Annotated in this window: 19 protein-coding genes; 12 read left to right on the forward strand and 7 right to left on the reverse strand. The window is 64.8% G+C overall.

Going from position 1 to position 20,989, the window contains the following annotated elements; all coding sequences use genetic code 11:
* The first annotated feature begins 228 nt into the window (after window positions 1-228).
* The 7 genes from E0501_RS10020 (at window position 229) to E0501_RS10050 (ending at window position 7,164) form a co-directional block, all read left to right on the forward strand.
* A complete protein-coding gene (locus tag E0501_RS10020) occupies window positions 229-1,305 on the forward strand; it encodes a GumC domain-containing protein (protein ID WP_137701239.1) in 1,077 nt (358 codons plus the stop codon).
* A complete protein-coding gene (locus E0501_RS10025; protein WP_137701240.1) occupies window positions 1,305-1,559 on the forward strand; it encodes a hypothetical protein in 255 nt (84 codons plus the stop codon). The genes E0501_RS10020 and E0501_RS10025 overlap by 1 nt, the downstream gene beginning before the upstream one ends.
* On the forward strand, window positions 1,552-2,703 hold the full coding sequence (locus E0501_RS10030; protein ID WP_235857805.1) for a hypothetical protein: 1,152 nt from the start codon (window positions 1,552-1,554) through the stop codon (window positions 2,701-2,703). Before E0501_RS10025 ends, E0501_RS10030 begins: the two co-directional genes overlap by 8 nt.
* A gap of 80 nt (window positions 2,704-2,783) precedes the next feature.
* Window positions 2,784-4,721 carry an AAA family ATPase gene (locus E0501_RS10035; protein WP_137701241.1) on the forward strand — a complete coding sequence of 646 codons (1,938 nt, stop codon included), beginning with the start codon at window positions 2,784-2,786 and terminating at the stop codon, window positions 4,719-4,721.
* Window positions 4,722-4,847: 126 nt separating this feature from the next.
* Complete coding sequence (locus tag E0501_RS10040) at window positions 4,848-6,191, forward strand: DUF6638 family protein (RefSeq protein ID WP_137701242.1); 1,344 nt, start codon at window positions 4,848-4,850, stop codon at window positions 6,189-6,191.
* A 3-nt stretch (window positions 6,192-6,194) separates the two neighbouring features.
* Window positions 6,195-6,467: a hypothetical protein gene (locus E0501_RS10045; protein ID WP_137701243.1), complete on the forward strand. Its 273-nt coding sequence runs from the start codon at window positions 6,195-6,197 to the stop codon at window positions 6,465-6,467.
* A 19-nt stretch (window positions 6,468-6,486) separates the two neighbouring features.
* Window positions 6,487-7,164, forward strand: a complete 678-nt coding sequence (locus tag E0501_RS10050; RefSeq protein WP_193555898.1) for a DUF1523 family protein — start codon at window positions 6,487-6,489, stop codon at window positions 7,162-7,164.
* 158 nt (window positions 7,165-7,322) lie between these two features.
* Here E0501_RS10050 and E0501_RS10055 read toward each other — a convergent pair whose 3' ends face one another.
* Entirely contained in the window at window positions 7,323-8,072 is a 750-nt protein-coding gene (locus tag E0501_RS10055) for a sulfite exporter TauE/SafE family protein (RefSeq protein WP_137701245.1), read from the reverse strand.
* A complete protein-coding gene (locus E0501_RS10060) occupies window positions 8,069-9,202 on the reverse strand; it encodes a citrate/2-methylcitrate synthase (protein ID WP_137701246.1) in 1,134 nt (377 codons plus the stop codon). The genes E0501_RS10055 and E0501_RS10060 overlap by 4 nt, the downstream gene beginning before the upstream one ends.
* 33 nt (window positions 9,203-9,235) lie before the next feature.
* Here E0501_RS10060 and E0501_RS10065 point away from each other — a divergent pair, with 33 nt between their 5' ends.
* The gene (locus E0501_RS10065) at window positions 9,236-10,087 is read left to right on the forward strand and encodes a phosphate acyltransferase (protein WP_137701247.1); all 852 of its coding nucleotides are present in this window, start codon (window positions 9,236-9,238) and stop codon (window positions 10,085-10,087) included.
* 10 nt (window positions 10,088-10,097) lie between these two features.
* Here the strand turns inward: E0501_RS10065 and E0501_RS10070 are convergent, their stop codons facing one another.
* The 4 genes from E0501_RS10070 to E0501_RS10085 all read right to left on the reverse strand — a co-directional run bounded on the left by E0501_RS10070 (window position 10,098) and on the right by E0501_RS10085 (window position 16,329).
* Window positions 10,098-11,258 (reverse strand): acetate/propionate family kinase, encoded by a 1,161-nt coding sequence (locus E0501_RS10070; protein ID WP_137701248.1) that lies wholly within the window; start codon window positions 11,256-11,258, stop codon window positions 10,098-10,100.
* Window positions 11,259-11,261: 3 nt separating this feature from the next.
* The gene (gene xsc, locus E0501_RS10075) at window positions 11,262-13,034 is read right to left on the reverse strand and encodes a sulfoacetaldehyde acetyltransferase (RefSeq protein ID WP_137701249.1); all 1,773 of its coding nucleotides are present in this window, start codon (window positions 13,032-13,034) and stop codon (window positions 11,262-11,264) included.
* A 104-nt stretch (window positions 13,035-13,138) separates the two neighbouring features.
* A complete protein-coding gene (pdxR, locus tag E0501_RS10080) occupies window positions 13,139-14,608 on the reverse strand; it encodes a MocR-like pyridoxine biosynthesis transcription factor PdxR (protein ID WP_137701250.1) in 1,470 nt (489 codons plus the stop codon).
* Between the two features lie 326 nt (window positions 14,609-14,934).
* The gene (locus tag E0501_RS10085; RefSeq protein ID WP_137701251.1) at window positions 14,935-16,329 is read right to left on the reverse strand and encodes an aminotransferase family protein; all 1,395 of its coding nucleotides are present in this window, start codon (window positions 16,327-16,329) and stop codon (window positions 14,935-14,937) included.
* A 253-nt stretch (window positions 16,330-16,582) separates the two neighbouring features.
* Between E0501_RS10085 and E0501_RS10090 the strand changes: the two genes are divergently transcribed.
* A complete protein-coding gene (locus E0501_RS10090; RefSeq protein ID WP_137701252.1) occupies window positions 16,583-17,845 on the forward strand; it encodes a glycerate kinase type-2 family protein in 1,263 nt (420 codons plus the stop codon).
* Here E0501_RS10090 and E0501_RS10095 read toward each other — a convergent pair.
* Complete coding sequence (locus E0501_RS10095) at window positions 17,829-18,755, reverse strand: zinc ABC transporter substrate-binding protein (protein WP_137701253.1); 927 nt, start codon at window positions 18,753-18,755, stop codon at window positions 17,829-17,831. The two genes, E0501_RS10090 and E0501_RS10095, sit on opposite strands and share 17 nt — an antisense overlap.
* 63 nt (window positions 18,756-18,818) lie before the next feature.
* Here E0501_RS10095 and E0501_RS10100 point away from each other — a divergent pair, with 63 nt between their 5' ends.
* From E0501_RS10100 to E0501_RS10110, 3 genes are read left to right on the forward strand one after another with little or no spacing between them, the layout of a single operon-like run.
* Complete coding sequence (locus E0501_RS10100) at window positions 18,819-19,295, forward strand: Fur family transcriptional regulator (protein WP_137701254.1); 477 nt, start codon at window positions 18,819-18,821, stop codon at window positions 19,293-19,295.
* A complete protein-coding gene (locus E0501_RS10105; RefSeq protein WP_137701255.1) occupies window positions 19,292-20,062 on the forward strand; it encodes a metal ABC transporter ATP-binding protein in 771 nt (256 codons plus the stop codon). Before E0501_RS10100 ends, E0501_RS10105 begins: the two co-directional genes overlap by 4 nt.
* A complete protein-coding gene (locus E0501_RS10110; RefSeq protein WP_137701804.1) occupies window positions 20,055-20,852 on the forward strand; it encodes a metal ABC transporter permease in 798 nt (265 codons plus the stop codon). Before E0501_RS10105 ends, E0501_RS10110 begins: the two co-directional genes overlap by 8 nt.
* Window positions 20,853-20,989 lie beyond the last annotated feature (137 nt).

The following is a 20,989-nucleotide window of genomic DNA, read 5'->3' on the forward strand; positions in this document are numbered from 1 at the left end:
GCTGACATCCGGCTGCCGTGCAAATCGTCGCCCCGCGTTAACTTTTAGCGCAACGCGCGGTGCGCCTCTTTTCAGCCCGAGGCATGGATTTCCCTGCCCGGGGGCCTTTCCCCTTCCTTTTGTCGTGCCGTTTTGCAACACTTTGGTCAAATCAGTGGTCCGGGTAATGTAAAAACAATTAACTTTGCCCATATCCATCCCAAGTGATTGACCGGAAGGGAGTAATTGATGGCAAATTTCGAGGAACAGGTTCTGGAATCGCAAAAGCAGGTGGCGGACGCCCAGGCGAAGATTTCCGAATTGACCAGCCGGATCGAGACCGCACGGCAGAAGATGAAGTCGGGCGAGGACATCGCCATCGACATCGAGAACGCCACGCTGGACGAAGTGCACGCGCATACCGAGCTGATGAATGCCAACATTGCCGAACTTATCATGGGACTGGATGATGTGACGGCGGCGTTTTCCAAGGACTTCGACGAGATGCGCTCGAAGACCGGTTGGGAAACTTTCGTCGGGTTCTTTTCCAAGGCCAAATCGGATTCGATGCGCGGAGAGCGCATTCGTAGCGCCAGCATCGACGACAAGCTGCAGGATTTGATTTCGAAATCCGACGTCATCACCAAGTTGTTGCAGGGACAGCTCGATGTGCTGAACCAGCAGAAGGGCCAGGTGGAAACCAACCTGAGCGAGACGCTGGACGAGCGCGAGCTGACCGTGGGCGAACTGGAAACCGTGCGGGCGGAAATCCAGGCGATGGATCCGAAGATCATCGAGCTGGAAAACAAGATCGCGGTGGAACAGGATGCGGCGGCGCGCACCAAGCTGGAAACCGAGCTGGCCGAGCTGAACTCGAAGTACAACGAGCTGGTGCAGGACGAGCAGGTGAAGCTGGCCAAGAGCCAGACGCTGGAGCGTTATATCGAGAAGGGCAAGACCTGGATCGACAGCCTGCAGAACCAGGCGGCGACGCAGATGGTGCTGATCAACAAGCTGCAGACGGATACGAAACAGCGGGTGGTTCTGTATGACGCGCTGACCAAATCGCTGAAAACCGCGCAGCAGCAAGACGTGGCCCACCGGATCAACGAGATCGGGGTGGAGACCGACAAGGAAGCGCAATCGTCGATGGCGGCGATCGGGGCGGCGACCAACCAGCGCATGGCCGACATGATGGAAGCGCACGAGGAACACATGGTGTTCGCCCGCGAGGTGCTGGAGGCCAAGGCCAAGGCGGATGAACGCTTTGCCCGCCGGTTCCAGAAGATCGTCGAGAAGCACGACAAGAACCTGTACGGGGCGTGATGCGCTTCTGGCTGTTGCAGTTGAGGTATCACACCGGTGCGTGGTGGGGGCCGGTTGTGATTGCGGTTGGTGCGATCGCGCTGGTGTTGGGTGTGAGCAATGATCTCGGGTCCGGGTTCGTTTGGGGCGGGATCGCCCTGGTGGGTATCGGGATCGTGCGGGCAGCCTGGCAATCGCGCGGGCGGGCGTTGTCGGATTACGACGGTACCAACTATCCCGCCGATACCTGCGCCTCCGGGGGAAGCGATGACTGACATCACCGATCGCCGCGACGATATCACGATGGACCGCGATCACGTGGGGCTGAGCGATACGCTGGCCAGCCGGCGCTATTTCGCCAAGTTCGAGGCGATAACCGCGCACCTGACGCGGGTGGCGGCGCAGATGCGGGCCGAGGGGCAGCTGGGCGCCGAGGACGTGGAGATATTGACGCGCTACATCGTGGCGCTGGGATACACGTTCCAGGCGCTGAGCATGAAATACCTGCTGGTCGGGCGCGACACGGGGCGGTTTTTCGGATCGCTTGAGATGGACCGGGTGGAATCGGGTTTTCCGGTGTTCAACGAGCTGTTGGTGATGGCCAACGACGCGGCGCAGGCGGCCAAGCATCTGGAGCACATGCCCAGCGCCGAGGCGCTGAAGGACGAGATGGTGCGCAAGATCCTGGGCGACCGGGAGATCCCGACGAAGCTGCAATTCGCGCTGAGCCAGCGGCTTTATTACGAGGAATTGCTGCGCGGCGAGCTTTTCTGGGCGCGCAACGATCCGCAGGCGGTGTGGCAGGGCAATATCGAGGAGCGGCGGCGCAAATACCTGCTGCACTGGGCGGTTTATGACAGCACCATCAACCTGCCGACGATCTACCTGATGGAGGTAGAGGATTCGGGGCGCACGGCACTGCCCAAGGATCAGCGGCGCTGGCCCGAGGTGCAGGCGCACCTGATGGGGCAATCGGTGGGCGGGCTGAAACTGGTCACTATCGCGCGCGGGTTCGACGAGGACTTCGACGACCTGCACCCCAAGCGGCTGCGCCGGTTCCACCTGGGGCCGATGTATTCCTCGGCCTATACGTTGCAGACCGGCCCGCTGCGGGAGGTGCTGCGCGACGCGAGATCGCCCGAGGGGCAGGACTGGGCGCTGGCCTGGACGATCGAGGAGCTGGAGAGCGAGCGGGTGACCGAGGAGCGCGCGGGATGGTTTTCGACCGTCGAGCGCGAGGTGTTCGCGCTGGACCCGTTCTCGGGCCGGGGTGTGGACACGGGCGCCACGCGCACCGAGCGCGCGATCATCCTGCCGCAGCGGCCCTACCAGGTGCTGGAAGAGCGCCAGCCGCCGGGTTTCGCGAATGTGCGCAAGTTCGTGGTCAGCCGCGAGGGGCGTGTGCTGAGTTACCGGTAAGGGGCGAATTTTCTGCGAAAATTCGGGGCGCCCCTGGCGGGAGTATTTGGAGCAAGATGAAGCATGGGTTTGGGTGAGAGATGAGCCGGACAAGCGATCAGATGGAGCTGCGGGAGGAGGACATCCGCAAGCATTACGCGGCCGCCGCGTCGATGCTGGAAGGGTTCGACCACACGCCGCGGATTGCCAAGGGCAAGGAGGTGGCCAGCGAGGAGCGTTCGGCGGGGATTGGCACGCGGCGGCGGTTCCGGACCACGACGCCGGGGTTGGTCACCCGTTCGACTGCACGGCCCGAGGGCGTGCAGTTGCTGGCGCGGATCGAGGCGGCGGATGGCGATGATCCGCTGGTGAGCCCGGCGCAGGCCAGCGTGATGGGCGCGCTGCGCCGCGCGATCGCGATCGCGCTGGCGGTGGCCGAGAATTACGGCGAGCAGACCGGGCTGGCCGATCTGAAGCGCGCGAACCTGGAAGGGGCGCTGCCGGCGGACCGCAAGACCGCGTTTTCCGAGCTCTTGACCGCCGAGGCGCTGATCACGCTGCATGTCTTCGGCAATGCCACGGCGTTTCTGCTGGCGCCGCACCTGACCGAGGTGAGTGTCGAGGTGGGCGAGGCCGAGGAGGTTCTGACCGATAATGGCCAGCTGGCGCTGCATGGCGCGCTGTGGGAGCTGGACCAGGATATCGCCGCCTTTGCCGGCGATGATGCGCGGCTGGTGGCGACGGTGAGCGCCTATGCCGAGCAGCTTATGGAGAAGGCGGCGTTGCGGGCGCAGACCGCCGGGCGGCTGGAGCCGTTTACCGGGGCGTCGTGGAAGGTGGAGGCCGACGAGTTCGACATCCGCGGGTTCCAGCCGGCGCACAAGGCGCGCGGCAGCGTTCTGACCATGACATTCAAGAAGCCGCACGAGGTGGTGGGCAACCATATCGCCAAGTACCAGGCGATGAAGCTGTCGAAGATGCTGATGGCCTATGATTTCGAGCGGCGGCTGAACCCGTTTGCCGAGCTGGGCGGCTTCATCTTTACCTTCATGGGCGACGGCGCGCCGGGGACGGGCAAGACCACGCTGATCCAGATGATGGCGGGGCTGATCAAGGGCTATTGCGACAATGCGGGGTTCCCGTTCCGCTACCAGAATTTCGGGATCGACAATATCGACAGCTACCAGGGCAAGTCGGGGCAGAATGCCAAGGCGTTCGTGCAGAATGTGCTGGACCCGTCGGTGATCGGGTTCGGAACGATCGACGATATCGACCAGATCGCCGGCAAGCGCGGCGACCGGCAGTCGAGCGCGGGCCAGCAGGAGGTGACGGCGGTTTTCATGGAGGCCTTTGCCGGGGCGAACACGGTGGTGCGGGGCAACTGCACCTTCGGGATGTTTTCGAACTACCCCGAGAACGTGGACGACGCGCTGCGGCAGCGGGCAGGCGCCCGGTTCCTGGTCGACGGGCCGCAGACGCGGGAAGACTATATCGACATCCTGCACCTGTTGATGGGCAAGAACCACGACATCCCGCTGGGTGAGCACGAGCTTTATGCCGCGCAGGAGATCAAGAAGGCGGTCGCTCGGTCGTTTGACTCGCATAACCGGCCGCATGAAGAGGGGCTGATGCGGGTCTATGAGCGGGTTGGCAAGGAGATCGGCGAGCTTGATACCATAGCCAAGCTGGGCACCTATCTGAAGGGCATCCAGGAGGCGGATGAGAGGTTCACCGGCCGCGCGATCAAGAACATCACCGATGCGGTGAAGGTGCGGGCGATGGATTTCGAACTGCCGGACGAGTGGATGGAAGACCCCGACCTGTTCCTGCTGAAGGATTACGACACCAAGAAGGGGATGATCGCGGAACTGCGCCAGCCGATTACCATCGAGATGGTGATCCAGGAGATCAACCGTTACGCGGATTCGGAATTCCGCTATGCCGACAAGTCGGACGAGGTGGCCATCGAGACGATGGTGCGTGAGTTCGGCCGGCAGGAAGAGGCCAAGCGGCGGTACCTGGAGGGGAAGGATGGTTGAGCGCATGGATCAATCGTGGTGCCCCGCGGCGAAGCCGCGATGCGCCCGACCCGCCCCCATGGGCGGGCGCATTCTGTCCCCGCCCACGGGCCGGGCGCATCGCTGGGTGTCCAGGGGGCAGGGTAGATGAAACGCCTGATCGAAAAAGGTCTGATGTTCGGCGAGTTGATCGAGGTGGCGAGCCCCGCCCTGATTGAGCGATACAACCGGGCGCTGGAACATCTGACGGGCAAGCGCACGGCGCTGGAGGATTTTCATATCGAAATCTCGGGCTATAGCCCGGAGGTGGGGGATGAGCTGGGCGATCATCTTTACCTGAACCACAACGGGGTGAACCGGCAGTTTATCCTGCTGACGACCGAGCAGAAGAATGCGCCGCTTCTGAATGCGAAGTTCTCGACCAGCCGGAGCATCCTGCGGCAGTTCATCGACGACAACGAGGCGCAGCTGTTCGCGCTGACCGCGCGGGATGCGGTGGCGGGCGAGCTGGTAAACTCGATCTTCGTGGCGGACGCGCCGCAGCGGTTGTTCGACATTCGCAAGATCGTTGTCGAGGCGGATACGACGGAAGGCACGGTGCGCCAGGCCAAGAGGCTGGGCCAGCTGGTCGACCGCTTCAAGACCGAGGAGGATGCCTGGTTCGATGACGTGCTGATCGCCGAGATGATCGGCATGGCGAAGAAAACCGGCGACGTGACGCGCAACCCCGTGCAGCTGAAACAGATGGAGTTCGAGCAGCAGAATTTCTGGACCGCGCTTTTCGGCGGGCTCTACCTCTTTCGCGGCATGGCGCATCCGGCGGTGATTTCATCGGGGCCGAAGGATGTGCTGGGGCCGCTGCCGATCAAGTATACCTTCGATCTGAACGACCGGAACCAGATCGCCAAGTTCTTCGAGTTCAACAGCCTGGTTGAACCGATCGTGCGGGCGCGCGGGATAGATGCCGCCGCGATCCTGCGCCAGAAGATGGATTTCATAGTTGTCGACGCGGCGCAGGATGCGGGCGTGGACCTGACCGGGGCCACACGGGCCGACATCCGCGCGCTGGCGCGCGCGAATGCCGGGCGGTTGCCGGCGGAATATCACGGGCTGGCCGAACTCCTGGCCTGGGCCGAGGATGGCGGGCGCTGGCCGCGGATCACCAGCGATCACCCGGCCTATTTCTATACGCTGCGGGCGGCGGACCATGCCGACCGGGACCTGGTGAACATGCTTTTGAGCGAGCTGGCGCCGAAGGACGTGCGGCAGCTCTTCATCTGCCACAAGGAGCTGTTTTACCGGCTCTATGCGGGCTGGAGCGAGACCAAGAAGACCTATGTCGCCGATTTCCTGCACCGGGAATACCAGGTGGACAAGGCGGGGGCGCGAAGGGCACTCTTTGGCCATGATGCGCCGCTGGAGGATGATGGCCGGGTGCCGCATGAGGAGATCATCGAGCGCGTGGGCCCCTGGGGTGCGGTAAGGAGATAGACGATGTTCGGATTCCTGAGAGTGCTGGTGATCGGGTTTGTCGTCCTGAGCGTGGTCTATTTTTCGGTTTCGCTTTACTCGCGTTCGGTGCGGCGCGAGAAGCTGGAGGACCAGTGGGACGAGGACAATCCCGAGAGCGATGACAGCACGGCCCGGGATGCCTATGTCGAACAGGGGATGAAGGAGTACGACCGCTCGATCCGGCCCAAGCTGATCCTGCTGGTCTATGTCATTCCGGCGATTCTGGCGACCATCCTGATGGTCGTGATCAACTGATAAAGGGGTGCAGCCCATGCTGAGCTATGTGAAATGGACAATCCGCATCGTGGTCTGGACCGCCCTTTTCGCGCTGGGGCATTACACCTTGCCGCAGCATGACGTGGTGCGGGTGGTGAACACCTATCAGGAGCGGCAGGACCTGGGCGACTGGACCCGCGTGTTCTGGGCGCATCCCGATGACCAGGCAGCGGGGCTGGTGAACCGCGATGTGCAGTTCATCCAGACGGTGAAGAAAAAAACCTGGCTTCTGGGCTTTTACCGCACCGGCGGGGAAGAGCCGATGGTGTATCGCAACGAGGATACCGGGTGGTCCTGGCCGTTCTATTTCAAGTTCGACACGGCGAACCTGCAGACGGAAGCCGACGATCTGCGCTCGACCAAGGAGGCGCCGCAATGGGCGGTGATGACCCATTACGGCTGGCGCAACGAACTGTGGTCGGTTTTTCCGAACGCCGTGGCGATCCGGCCGGTCGCATCGCCCGATGTGAGGGTGATTCCGTGGTTCAACATCTTCTTCTTCGTGTTCCTGATCGTGGCGCTTCTGTTCATTCGCGCGGCCTGGCGGCAGTTCCGCGAGCGCACGATCGACCCGATGGTGGATGATGCCGGGGAGAACTGGGATTCGGTGAGCCAGAGCGTGCGCGAGCGCAAGGGCCGGATCCGGCGCTGGCTGGACACCTGGCGCGGCAAGTAAGGCGGGGCCCGGGCGGCGCTCCCTTGATGGCGGGCGCGCGGCGGCAGGTGTTGCGCCGGCCCACCCACCCCGCGCCGCCCGGGCGCGCGCATCCTTGCCGGCAGCGCGTGTGGCGTGCGTTGCGCGTTTGAGTATTTTCACCAAGAAAGAGCCGAAGCCTAGAGCAGCGTGCGCGCGAGGCCCGCGAGGCCGAGGCCGATCAGCAGCAGGAGGCTGAACGGGCGATAGTAGGACTCGTAGGCCGGGGTGAAGAGTGTGCGGCCCAGAAAGACGCCCGCCAGCATCGGGAAAAGCAACAGCCCCGCACGCGAGAAGGCCGTGGGCGTGAGCATACCGTAGAGCGATTGCCAGATGAGGCCGAGCGTGCCGCCGATGAAGATCTGCAGGATGAGCGAGCCGCGCATGACCCGTGGCGAAAGGTTGCGCGCCAGCGCGTAGAGCGCGATGACCATGCCGCCGATCGAGGCGAGGCCGGTGGCGAAACCCGAGGTGATCCCGGTGAGAAACGTGGGCAGGGGTGCGCCGGAAACCGGAAGGCGGATGCGGGCGAGCTGCATCAGGGCGAGGGTGACGATCAGCAGGAGGGCCAACTGCCTGGAAATATCCGGGTCGACCGTGTTGGTAAGGTAAAGCCCGGCCGGAACGCCGATCAGCCCGCCGGTTTGCAAGATGAGGACCATGCGCTTGTCCGCGGCAGCAAACCCGTCGCGCATCAGTACGAGAGAGGAGGCGAGCTCGAGCAGGGCGCAGACGGGAATGAGCTCGACCGGGGGCATGAGCAGGACGAGCGTGGCCATGATGAGCGCCGAGAGGGCAAAGCCGGTGAAACCGCGCACGACCCCGGCGAGAAAGACCGCCGCAATGGCAAATGCCAGTTCGCCCGGGGCCAGTGCGGCGGTTTCGATCATCGCTGGTTCATCGGGACGTAAGCGCGCGTGTCAGGGCCGTTATAGAGCGTGAGCGGGCGGATCAGGATGTTCTGGCGCTGCTGCTCAATACACTGGATGATCCAGCCGGGCATGCGGCCGATGGCGAAGATCGGCACGTAGAGATCCATCGGGATGCCGTGCAGCTGGTAGATGACGCCCGAGTAGAAATCGACATTCACGTTGAGGCCGTGGCGCGCATAGGGCTTCATCGCTTCGACGACGGCCTGCAGGATTTCATACCATTCGGGGGCGCCCATTTCCTCGCCCAGTTTCCTGACGCCCTCGCGCATGTGACGCGCGCGGGGGTCTTCGGCGCGGTAGACGCGGTGGCCGAAGCCGGTGACGGCCTCGCGGTTGGCGCGTTTCTGTTTCACGTAGGCGGCGGCGTTTTCGGGCTTGCCGATCTCGTGCACCATTTTCATCACGTCCTCGGCGGCGCCGCCATGGGCGGGACCGGCCAGCGTGGAAAGCGCGGTGACGATGGCGCCATGCAGGTTGGCCTCGGTGCCGACGGTGACGCGGGCGGCGAAGCTCGACGCGTTGCTGCCATGTTCGGCATGCAGGATGAAATCGACATCGGCCAGTCGCGCGGCATCATCGCTGGGTTTTTCACCCTTGAGCATCCAGAGCCAGTTCGCGGCATGGGTGAGACCGCGATCAGCGGCAACGGGGGCGCGGCCGTTGCGGATCGCCTCGTGCGCGGCGATGATCATCGGCACCTGAGAGGTGAGGCGGATGCCGTTTTCGATGAAGGCCTCTTCGCCCACCTGCTGGCTGGCGGGTTCGAGCGCGGCGAGTGCCGAGACGGCGGTGCGCAGCACGTCCATCGGGTGGCCGCCCTTGCAGGCGGCGATGATGTCGAACACCTCGGGCGGCAGTTCGCGTGTGGCCTTGAGCCGGGCATCGAAATCGGAAAGCTCCTGCGTGGTGGGCAACTCGCCGAAGATCAGCAGATAGGCGACCTCTTCGAATGTCGATTGCGTGGCGAGATCGTGGATCGAGTAGCCGCGATAGGTGAGCTCGCCCTTGGCGCCGTCGATGTTGGAAACGCCGGAGCGTTCGAAATAGACGCCCTTGAGGCCGCGATTGATCTTGACGGTGTCGGTCATTGCTGGCTCCTTTCGGTGCATACGGAGGTATACATGGATTTCATGGAAAAAATATATGGCCTTGCCCGGGCGCGCGGCGCGCGGGTGGTGTTTCCGGAGATGGATGAGCCACGGGTGGCCGAGGCCTGCGACCGGCTGCGTGCCGAAGGCATCTGTGAGCCGGTGGGCCTGTCTGAGGTGAGCGACGCGCAGGTGGCGGCGATCGTGGCGGCGCGGGGCACGAAGGAGGCGATGGCGCGGCGGCTGCTGGCCAAGCCCCTGTACCGCGCGGCGGCGATGGTGGCGGCGGGCGAAGCCGATTGCATGGTTGCCGGCGCCGACAGCCCGACGCGCCGGGTGATCGAGGCGGCGGCAATGGCGATCGGACCGGATGAGGGGATCGAAACGCCGTCATCGTTTTTCGTGATGCTGTTTCCCGATGGGCGGCAGATGGTGTTTGCCGATTGCGCGGTGAACGTGGCACCGGATGCGGAACAGCTGGCCGATATCGCGCGGGCTTCGGCGCGGTCGGCCGAGGCGCTGCTGGGGGTGGCGCATGTGGCGATGCTGTCGTTTTCAACCGGCACCAGCGGCACGGGGGCCAGCGTGGAGATCGTACGTGCGGCGGCGGAGCAGGCCGGGTTTGCCGGGCCGGTGCAGGCCGATGCCGCGCTGAACCCTGTGATCGCGGCGAAGAAAGGCGCCGGTTCGGGCAATGCCAACGTGCTGATCTTTCCCGATCTGGATGCGGGGAACATCGCATACAAATTGTGCCAGGAGCTGGCGGGCGCGCAGGCGCTGGGACCGTTCCTGCAGGGGTTCCGGCGGCCGGTCTGCGACCTGAGCCGGGGCGCCAGCGTGGACGATATCGTGGCGTCGACGGCGGTGACGGTGGCGATGGCGTGAGGGGTGCGCATCACGCGGCCTCCATCAGCGTCAGCGCGTCACGGGCGATCATCTCTTCCTCGCGCGCGGGGACGATCCAGATGGCGATTTTCGAGCTGTCGGCATGCAGACGCGGGCGGTTGGCGTGGTTTGCATCGGGGTCCATACGGACGCCCAGCCATTCCAGCCCGCGCAGGATACGCGCGCGTACGGCAAGCGCGTTTTCCCCGATGCCGCCGGTAAAGGCGATGGCATCACAGCCTTCCATCGCGGCGATCAGGCTGCCTGCGTGGCGCAGCGTCCAGTAGCAGAAATGCTCGATCGCAAAATCGCTGTCGGCGGTATGGTCGAGCATCAGCTTGCGCATGTCGGATTTGCCGCCCGAAAGGCCCAGGAGCCCGCTTTCGTGGTTCAGGATCGCCTTGGTGCGTTCGAGCCCGTGATCTTCGACGAGACGCAGCACGGCATTGGCGTCGATCCCGCCCGAGCGGGTGCCCATGGTCAGCCCGTCGAGCGGCGAATAGCCCATGGTCGTGGCAATCGACTGACCATTCTTGATGGCGCAGAGCGAGGCGCCGTTGCCCAGGTGAAAGGCCAGGAGGCGCGAGGGCAGCGGCTCCCCCGAGATCGCGGGCAGATGATGGACCAGCGAGGCATATGACAGCCCGTGGAAGCCGTATCGGCGGATGCCCTTGGTCTCCATCATCTTGGGGATGGCGTAGCGCGTGGCGACCTCGGGGTTGGTGCTGTGAAAGCTGGTGTCGAAGCTGGCGAATTGCGGCAGGTCGGGGGCCAGTTCGGCCAGGGTGTCAATGGCGGCGAGGTTGTGCGGATTGTGCAGCGGCGCTAGAGGCGAACAGGCCGAGATTTCGGCGCGCACGTCGGGCGTGATGCGCACGGGTTGCGTAAGCTTGCGCCCGCCGTGGACGACGCGGTGGGCGGCGGCGCGCAGGCGCGAGATGGGAAAGCCGCGATTGGCCAGAGCCTGAAGCACGGCGCGCAGGGCGGCGCGGTGGTCGATGAAGGGGGATTTTTCCTCGTCCTGGCCGATGCGCAGGAAAGAGGCACCGCCGATTTCCGCGGCGATGCCTGAAAGCTGTTCGGTCAGTTCGCCATCAAAGACGGCGAACTTGATCGACGAGGACCCGGCGTTGAGGACCAGGATGAATTCCCTGTCACCGGGTCCCGCCATTGATCAGACCTTCTGCGGGCGCATGTCCGCCGGGTCGATGCCGGCCACAACGTTGGGCTTGGTCATGGCATCGCGGCGGAAGGGCTCGCCCAGTTCCTGGTTGATCAGCGCCTCGATCAGCGTGGTCTTGCCGGCCATCTGGTCCTTGATCGCCTGGTCGAGCGCGTCTTTCAGCTCATCCATGGTGCGGGCGATGACGCCTTGCAGGCCGCAGGCCTTGGCGATGCCGGCATAGGAGACCTGCTCATCGAGCTCGGTTCCGACGAAGTTGTCTTCATACCACAGCGTCGAGTTGCGTTTCTCTGCGCCCCACTGGTAGTTGCGGAACACGACCTGGGTGATCGCCGGCCATTCGGAGCGGCCGATGGCGGTAAGCTCCGTTACCGAGATGCCAAAGGCGCCATCGCCGGCAAAGCCCACGACGGGCACGTCGGGGCAGCCGATTTTCGCGCCGATGATCGCCGGCAGGCCATAGCCGCAGGGACCGAAGAGGCCGGGTGCGAGGTATTTGCGCCCCTCTTCGAAAGACGGGTAGGCGTTGCCGATGGCACAGTTGTTGCCGATGTCGGACGAGATGATCGCCTCTTTCGGCAGGGCGCTTTGAATCGCGCGCCAGGCCATGCGGGGGCTCATCCAGTCGGGCTTGTCGGCGCGGGCGCGCTGGTTCCAGGTGGTGCCGGGATCGTCGTCTTCGTGATCCATGCCGGCCAGTTGCTGGGCCCAGGTGGATTTGGTGGTGGCAATGAGCGCCTTGCGGTCGGCGCGGCCTTCGTCGCCTGCGGTGCCCGACAGCTGATCGAGGATCTGCTCGGCCACCTGCTTGGCGTCGCCGACGATGCCGACGCTGACCTTCTTGGTCAGGCCGATCCGGTCGGGGTTGATATCGACCTGGATGATTTTCGCGTCCTTGGGCCAGTAGTCGATGCCATAGCCCGGCAGCGTCGAGAACGGGTTCAAGCGGGTGCCGAGGCAGAGCACGACATCGGCCTTGGAAATCAGCTCCATCGCGGCCTTCGAGCCGTTATAACCCAACGGCCCGGCAAAGAGCGGGTGCGAGCCCGGGAAGGCATCGTTGTGCTGGTAGCCCACGCAGACCGGCGCATCGAGCCGCTCGGCCAGTGCCATCGAGGCCGGGATTGCCCCGCCCAGCACCACGCCTGCGCCATTGAGGATGACGGGGAAGCGCGCCTCGCTGAGCAGCTTGGCGGCGTCCGCCAGCGCCTGTGCGCCGCCGCGGGGGCGTTCGAACTCGACGATTTCGGGCAGGTCGATATCGATCACCTTGGTCCACATGTCGCGCGGGATGTTGATCTGGGCCGGCGCGCTGGCGCGGCGGGCATTGGTGATCACGCGGTTCAGCACCTCGGCCACGCGGGTGGGATCGCGCACCTCTTCCTGGTAGGCGACCATGTCCTCGAACAGTTTCATCTGCTCGACTTCCTGGAAGCCGCCCTGGCCGATGGTCTTGTTCGCGGCCTGCGGCGTGACCAGCAGAAGCGGCGTGTGGTTCCAATATGCGGTCTTCACGGCGGTGACGAAGTTGGTGATGCCGGGGCCGTTCTGGGCGATCATCATGCTCATCTTGCCCGACGCGCGGGTATAGCCATCGGCCATCATTCCGCCCGAGCCTTCATGGGCGCAGTCCCAGAACATGATACCGGCCTTGGGAAAGAGATCGGAGATCGGCATGAAGGCCGAACCGATGATCCCGAAGGCCTGTTCGATTCCGTGGTGCTGGAGAACCTTAACAAAGGCCTCTTCGGTGGTCATTTTCATGGGTCGTTCATCCTTTGAGCAGGGAAAGGGCGGCCGAGTCGGCGCGATCGGGCCGAAAATACGGGGTTGCGGTGGATGGCGTTAGGGCCAGATGGACTGCGCCCTTAAGGCCAGTCTCGTGCGTCAATCACCTCGGCGATGCGGGCGATGCCATCGGCGATGCGCGGGGCCGGGATCGAGGAATAGGCCAGCCGGTAATGGCTGCGGCCCTGGGTGGGATCGGCAAAGAAGGGGTGGCCCGGCTCGATCAGGACGCCGCGGGGTTTCAGCCGCTCGGCCAGGACCTGCGTGTCGACGTGATCGGGGGCACGCATCCAGAAGGACGACCCACCGAACACGCCGCGCCCCGAAACGGTCAGGCCATGCTCGGCGATGGCGGCGCTCATCACCTCGCGCCGCTGGCGTAGTGTGTCGCCCATGCGGCGGATCAGGCTGTCATAGTGACCCAGCGACAGGAAGTAGGCCGCCGTGCGCTGAATGTGGCCGGGCACGTGGCGGAAGACCGAGGCGCGCAGCGCGCGGGCCTCGCGGATGAAGGGGGCCGAGCCGACAAGATAGCCCAGCCGCAACCCCGGAAAGAGCGATTTCGAGAAGGAGCCCACGTAGATCACCCGCCCGTCGCGATCGAGCGACTTGAGCGCCGGCGAGGGCGGCGCGAGAAAGGACATCTCGAACTCGTAATCGTCCTCGACGATCAGCGCGTCCATTTCGCGCGCGCGGTGCAGAAGCTCCTGCCGGCGGGCCAGCGGCATGGTGGCGGTGCTGGGGCATTGGTGGCTTGGTGTGGTGAAAATAACATCTGTTTCCAGGGGGATGGCGGCAGGGGGCAGGCCATCGGCGTCAACGGTCACAGGTGTGACGCGGCAACGCGATTGCGTCAGGATATCCCGCAGGGCCGGATAGCAGGGATCCTCGATCGCCGCTGTGCGCCGCTGGGTCAGCAGCACCTGCGCGGCCAGCCAGAGCGCGTTCTGCGCGCCCATGGTGACGAGGATTTCATCGGGCAGGGCGATGATCCCGCGGCGCGGAAGCGTGTGGCGGGCGATGAAACTCACCAGCTCGGGATCGTCCTGGTCATAGTAATCGGAGGTGAGCGAGGCGAAGTCGCGCTGTCCAAGGGCCTGCAAGGCGCATTGCCGCCAGCTTGCATGGTCGAACAGCGTCGGGTCGGTCTGGCCGTAGACGAAGGGATAGCGGTAGGAGGACCAGTCCTGCGGCTTTACCGGCGTGACACCGCCGGAAAAGCGCTGGCCCAGCGCGCGCGACCAGTCGATGCTGTCCTGGCTTGGGGGCTGCTGGGGAAAGTCGGGAGGCTCAGGCGCCGTTTCAGAGACGAAATAGCCCGATCGCCCGCGCGAGGCCAGGTAATCGCCGGCAACGAGTTCGGTATAGGCGGCGGTCACGGTGATGCGCGCCACTCCCAGGTGCGCGGCCAGTTTGCGCGAGGAAGGCATCTTCTCGCCACGCTGGAACCGCCCGGACAGGATGCCCTCGGCGACCATCTGCTGAATCTGAGATTGCAGCGTGCCCTGCGCCGTGGGATCGAGAAAAAAGGTTTCAACCGAAATCGCCATGGCGCGCATGCTAGATTGGACTGGCGGCCAGCGCAATCTGGACTTATCGGCCAGCCCCCCGGGCCCACCGCCCACCCACCCACCCCGGCGGGCCCGGGGGGGCTGGTGTACGACTCTTAAGCGTGCGCGGGCCGGGATGGTGGATTTTGAGTACTTGGACCAAGAAAGACCACCTGATCTGCTCTTTCTTGGAAAAATACTCATTGGCCCGGCCTTACGACGGGCTCGGCACCGGCGGGGCGAACGCGGGCAGGGTGGTCAAGCGGGGCCGAGGCGTCAGCCGAGGCCCCGCGGCGACGCGCGTAAGCGCGGCGCAATCCCTGGTGTCAGCCGAAGACCTTGGTCAGGGCCTTGTCGACGGCTTCGGTGATCTCGTCGATGTCGTCGGGGGTGGCGATCAGCGCGGGCGAGAAGCAAAGCGTGTTGTTCAACCCCGGCACCGAGCGGTTGGTCGCGCCGATGATCACGCCCTGCGCGCCGCATTCCGCGACGACCTGGGCGACCTGCTTTTCGGAGACCGGTTCCTTGGTGGTGCGGTCGGCCACCAGTTCGGCGCCCAGGAACAGGCCCTTGCCGCGCACATCGCCGATGACGCGGTGTTTTTCCATCAGGTTCCTGAGGTTGCCGATCATCCGGTCGCCCATAAGGGTGGTGTTTTCGAGCAGGTTTTCATTCTCGATGATGCGCATGTTCTCGATCGCCGCGGCGGGGCCGGCGGTGCAGCCGCCGAAGGTCGAGATATCGCGGAAATAGTTCATCGGGTCGTCGGCGTTGTCCTTGAACATGTCGAAGACGCGTTCGGTGGTGACGCAGCAGGCGATGGCGGCATAGCCCGAGGCGACGCCCTTGGCCATGGTCACGAAATCGGGCTCGATCCCGTAATGCTGATAGCCGAACCAGTGGGTGCCGGTGCGGCCGACGCCGCAGACGACTTCGTCGATATGCAGCAGGATGTCGTACTTGCGGCAGATCTCCTGCACGCGGGGCCAGTAGCCTTCGGGTGCGGGGATCACCCCGCCACCGGCGGTGACGGGTTCGAGGCAGAGACCGCCCACGGTATCGGGACCTTCGCGCAGGATCACTTCCTCGATCAGGTTGGCGGCATATTCGCCATAGCTTTCCGAGTCCGGGTTCCAGCCCTGCTGGGCGCGGTATTCCATGCAGTGCGGCACGCGGATGAAGTCGGGGGCGAAGGGGCCGTATTGCGCGTTGCGCTCGTCCTGGCCGCCGGCCGACATGGTGGCAAGGGTGCCGCCGTGGTAGTCGCGTTCCCGGTAAAGGATCTTGGTCTTCTTGCCGCCGTAGCGCTTGTGCGCGATCTGGCGGATCAGCTTGAACGCCTTCTCGTTCGCTTCGGAGCCGGAGTTGCAGTAGTAGACCCGCGACATGCCGGGCATTTTCGAGATCAGTTTTTCCGAGAAGAGCGCGCCGGGAACCGAGCCGGCGGAGCCTGCGAAATAGTTCAGCTTGATCAACTGGTCGCGCACCGCGTTGGCGATCGACTCGCGGCCATAGCCCACGTTCACCGTCCAGACCCCGCCCGAGACGGCATCGAGGAACTCCTTGCCGTGCTGGTCCCAGACGCGCATGCCCTTGCCCTCGATGATGACGCGGGGCTCGCCGGTTTCGAACGGCTTGTGTTGGGTCAGGTGGTGCCAGACATGGGCGCGGTCGGCATCCACGACGTGGCTGATATCGTTCTGGCTGAGATTTCCGTCCATGGGGGATCTCCGGGAATGGGCGCACGGCCCGGAATCAGGGGCGCGGCGGGATTTCGGGTTATCGAACACATTCTCAGCCCGATTCTGCGAAAAGTCGATAGGGCCAGATGGTGCTATCGTATAAGTCCAAAGTGGTTTGCGGCGGGTCCGAAACGGTCTCGGTGGAAGGAGTATTTTGGGCAAGATGAAGCAGGGGCTGGTGTTTTTCCGCAAGCTTGGGGAAGCTGTGGAGAGGCTTTGGGAGAGATGCGCGATGCGGGAAGAGGACCGGGACCTGTTGCAGGCGATGTTCAGCGCGGCGGTGAAGGCGGCCGAGCCGGGCGCGGCGATGCGGCCCTTTCTGCCGGCGCGGCCCAAGGGGCGCGTGGTGGTCGTGGGCGCGGGCAAGGGGGCGGCGCAGATGGCCGCGGCCTTCGAGGAGCTGTGGGATGGCCCGGTGGAGGGCGTGGTTGTCACGCGCTATGGATTCGGTGCGAAGACGCGGGCGATCCGGGTGATGGAGGCCGCCCACCCGGTACCGGATGAGGCCGGTTTGGCGGCGACCGACGCGCTGTTCAAGGCGATGGAGGGGCTGGGGTCGGACGATCTGGTGATTGCGCTTGTCTGCGGCGGGGGCTCGGCATTGCTGGCAGGCCCGGGGGAAGGGTTGGCGCTGTCCGACGAGGTTGCACTGAACGAGGCGCTGCTGGCCAGCGGGGCGCCGATCGGAGCGATGAACGCGGTGCGCAAGATGGTGAGCCGGGTCAAGGGCGGGCGGCTGGCCGCGGCGGCACACCCCGCCAAAGTGGTGAGCCTGGTGGTATCGGACGTGCCAGGGGACGATCCGGCGCAGGTGGCCAGCGGCCCGACGGTGCCCGATGCGCGCGGGCGCGCCGAGGCATTGGCTGCGGTGCGGGACTACGCGATCAAGCTGCCCGCGCGGGTGGCGGCCTTTCTGGAGCGCGCGGACGAGCCGCCAAAGCCCGAGGACGCCTGTTTCGCGGGCAATGAGGTGCACGTGATTGCCAGCGCCGCGAAATCGCTGGAGGCGGCGGCGCGGGTGGCGGAGCAGGCCGCGTTCGCAACCGCGATCCTGTCGGATGCGATCGAGGGCGAGGCGCGCGAGGTGGCGAAAATGCATGCCGCGATTGCGCGCGAGGTGGCGATGCGGGACAGGCCCTTTTCCCGGCCTGTCGCGATCCTGTCAGGTGGAGAGACCACGGTGACGCTGCGCGGAGAGGGCGGCCGAGGCGGCCGCAACAGCGAGTTCCTGCTGAGTTTCGCGCTGGCCGTGGACGGGGTTGAAGGCATTGCCGCGCTGGCCGCCGACACCGACGGCGTGGATGGCAGCGAGGACAACGCCGGCGCCTTTGCCGATGGGCAGACAGCGGTGCGGATGCGGACGGCGGGCGCGGACCCGGCCGACGCGCTGGCGTGCAACGATGCCTGGGGCGCCTTTGCCGCGGTGGGCGACCTTTACGTGACCGGGCCCACGGGCACGAACGTGAATGATCTGCGGATCATTCTGATCCGGTGAGGCAGGTGGCCATGGATTCGGCCAGTTGCAGCATCAACGCATCGTAGAAATCGGGCCCCGGCGGGATATCGCGGCCAAGCGGATCGAGGACCGCGGTCCGGATGGTGGTGCCGTCGGTCAGCGTGGTGACGAGGGCGGGGTTGAACTGGGGCTCGGTGAAGATGCAGGTGATGCCATCGTGATCGAGCGCATGCCGCAGGTCCGAGAGGCGTGCGGGCCCGGGGGCGGAGGCATCGGAAGATGAGATGGCCGCCACCGAGGGCAGATCATAGCGTATTTCGAGATACTGAAACGCATCGTGAAAGACGATGAACCGCGCGCCGTGGGCCGGGGCGAGAACACCCGAGAGGCGCGTGTGCAGCGCGTCGATCCGGGCCTGGGCGGCAGCGGCGTTGGCGGCATAGGTGGCGGCATTGGCCGGGTCGGTCCGTGACAGCGTTTCGGCGATCGCGGCCAGCCAGGCGCGGGCATTCAACGGATCGAGCCAGGCATGCGGATCCGTTTCGCCGTGGTCGTGATCGTGTTCATGGGCGTGTTCGTCGCCGTGGTCATGGTCTTCGGCAAAGACCGGGCGTTCACGCCGGGGGTGCAGCATGGTGCCGGACGTGTCGAGCAGCGGCAGGCTGAGCGCGCCTGGAGCGAGGGTTTCGATGCCATGTTCCAGCCAGGGCGATTGCGCGGCGCCGATCCAGATGACGACCTGGGCGTTTTGCAGTGTCCGCGCTTCGGACGGGCGCATGGCATAGCCGTGCGGCGAGGCGCCGGGACGCATGACAAAGCCAATTTCCGCTTTACCCCCAGCGACTTGCGTGACAAGCGAGTGCACGGCGGGCAGGTCGACGGCAATGCGCAGACCATCGGCGCGGGCGGGTAGGGCGAGTATGACAAGGATCAGGGCAAGGCGCAGCATGAGAGGGACTCGGTGTTGGTCAAGGTGCTGGACGGTGTAGATGTAATGTTATAACATATCAATATGAAAAATGATCCGAATACTCCCGTGGGGTTTGCCCGGCATGATCATGGCGCCTGTATCGCCAGTGCGCTGACGCTGGCCGAGGCGCGCTGCCGAGACACGGGTGCTCAACTGACGCCGGTGCGTCGGCGGGCGCTGGAGATATTGCTTGAAAGCCACGTGGCGCTGGGGGCCTATGACGTGCTGGCGCGGCTGGCCGAGGACGGGTTCGGATCGAAGCCGCCGGTGGCCTATCGCGCGCTTTCCTTCCTGGTTGAGCAGGGATTTGCGCACCGGATCGAAAAACTGAATGCCTATGTTGCTTGCACACATCCGGGCGAGGCGCATGACGCGGCCTTCATGATTTGCCGCAATTGCCACAAGGTGGCCGAGGCCGAAGTGGATGCGACCCTGGGTGAGAACGGGTTTGTCATTGAAAACATCGTGATAGAGGCCGAAGGGCTGTGCCCCATCTGCCGGGAAGAGGGCGCGGTATGAGCCTGGTTTCGGCGCAGGGGGTCAGCGTCGCCTATGACGATGCGGTGGTGTTGAGCCACGTGGATTTCACGGTGGAGCCCGGGGAGATCGTGACCGTGGTGGGGCCAAACGGATCGGGCAAGTCGACCTTTCTGAAGGTGCTGATCGGGGCGGTGCGGCCAAGCGCGGGCCGGGTGACGCGCAAGCCAGGGCTGAAAGTGGGCTACGTGCCGCAGAAACTGGCGATTGATCCGAGCCTGCCGATGACGGTGGAGCGGTTCATGCACCTGCCATCGCGCCGGAACAAGGGCGAGGTCGGAGAGGCGCTGGAGCGTGTGGGCGTGGCGCATCTGGCCGGACGCCAGCTGGCCAGCTTGTCGGGTGGGCAGTTCCAGCGGGTTTTGCTGGCGCGGGCGATCCTGGGCCGGCCGGATGTGTTGATGCTGGACGAGCCGACGCAGGGATTGGACCAGCCCGGCTCGGCCGATTTCTACACGCTGCTGGAAAACATCCGCCGCGACATGGGCTGTGCCGTGGTGATGGTGAGCCATGAGCTGCACGTGGTGATGAGCGCGAGCGACCGGGTGATCTGCCTCAACCGTCATATCTGTTGCCAGGGTGCGCCCGAGGTGGTCAGCTCGGCGCCGGAGTACCGGGCCCTGTTCGGCACCGGCACGCACGGCGCTTTGGCGATATACCGGCACGAGCATGACCATGCGCATGACGATTGTGATCACGATTGTGATCACAATCATGACGTCGACAGGGAACATACTGAAAATGCTTGACGATTTCATGGCGCGCGCGGCGCTGGCCGGGGTGGGTGTGGCGCTGGCGGCGGCACCGATCGGATGTTTCGTGGTCTGGCGACGGATGGCCTATTTCGGGGATGCTACGGCGCATGCCGCGATACTGGGTGTCGCGCTGAGCCTGGGCATCGGCATTTCCGTTTTCGGCGGTGTGCTGGCGGTGGCGCTGGCGATTGCGCTGGCGATCCTGTCACTGGCCCGGCGCGGGCACGCGATGGACACGGCGCTGGGCGTTCTGGCGCATGCGGCGCTGGCCTTTGGCCTTGTGGCTGTGGCGTTGCTGCCGGGCGTCCAGATCGACATTCAGGCCTATCTTTTCGGTGATATCCTGGCCGTGTCGCGCAGTGATCTGGCGCTGATCTGGGCCGGGGCGGTGGCGGTGAGTGCCGGGGTGCTGTGGCGCTGGCCGGGCCTTTTGACCGCGACGCTGAACCCCGAATTGGCAATCGCCGCCGGGATCGACCCGCACCGCGAGCGGCAGGTCCTGACGCTGGCGCTGGCGGTGGTGGTGGCGGTGGCGATCAAGGTAGTCGGGGCGTTGCTGATCACTGCGCTTCTGATCATCCCGGCAGCGGCGGCGCGGCCCTTTGCCCGCACGCCCGAGGTTATGGCGGCAATGGCCGCCCTGACGGGCGTGATCTCGGCGCTGGCCGGGCTGGGCACAGCGTGGATACTGGACACGCCGGCCGGGCCTACCATCGTCTGCGTCGCGGCCCTGATCTTCGCAGCTTCAAGCGCTTTGTCGCGCGCCGCAACCACACGCGGCTGAAGACAGGCCGATCCGCTCCGGTATCTACAATGTCATGATTGCGGCGATATTGTTTCGCCCTCCGGCGGTTTTTGTTCCGATTCTCGCCCGATTCAGCCCCGTTCTGCGGGATTGACGACCGAAAAAGCCCAAATTCG

This window comes from Marimonas lutisalis (genome assembly GCF_005434965.1).
Classification (GTDB): domain Bacteria; phylum Pseudomonadota; class Alphaproteobacteria; order Rhodobacterales; family Rhodobacteraceae; genus Marimonas_A; species Marimonas_A lutisalis.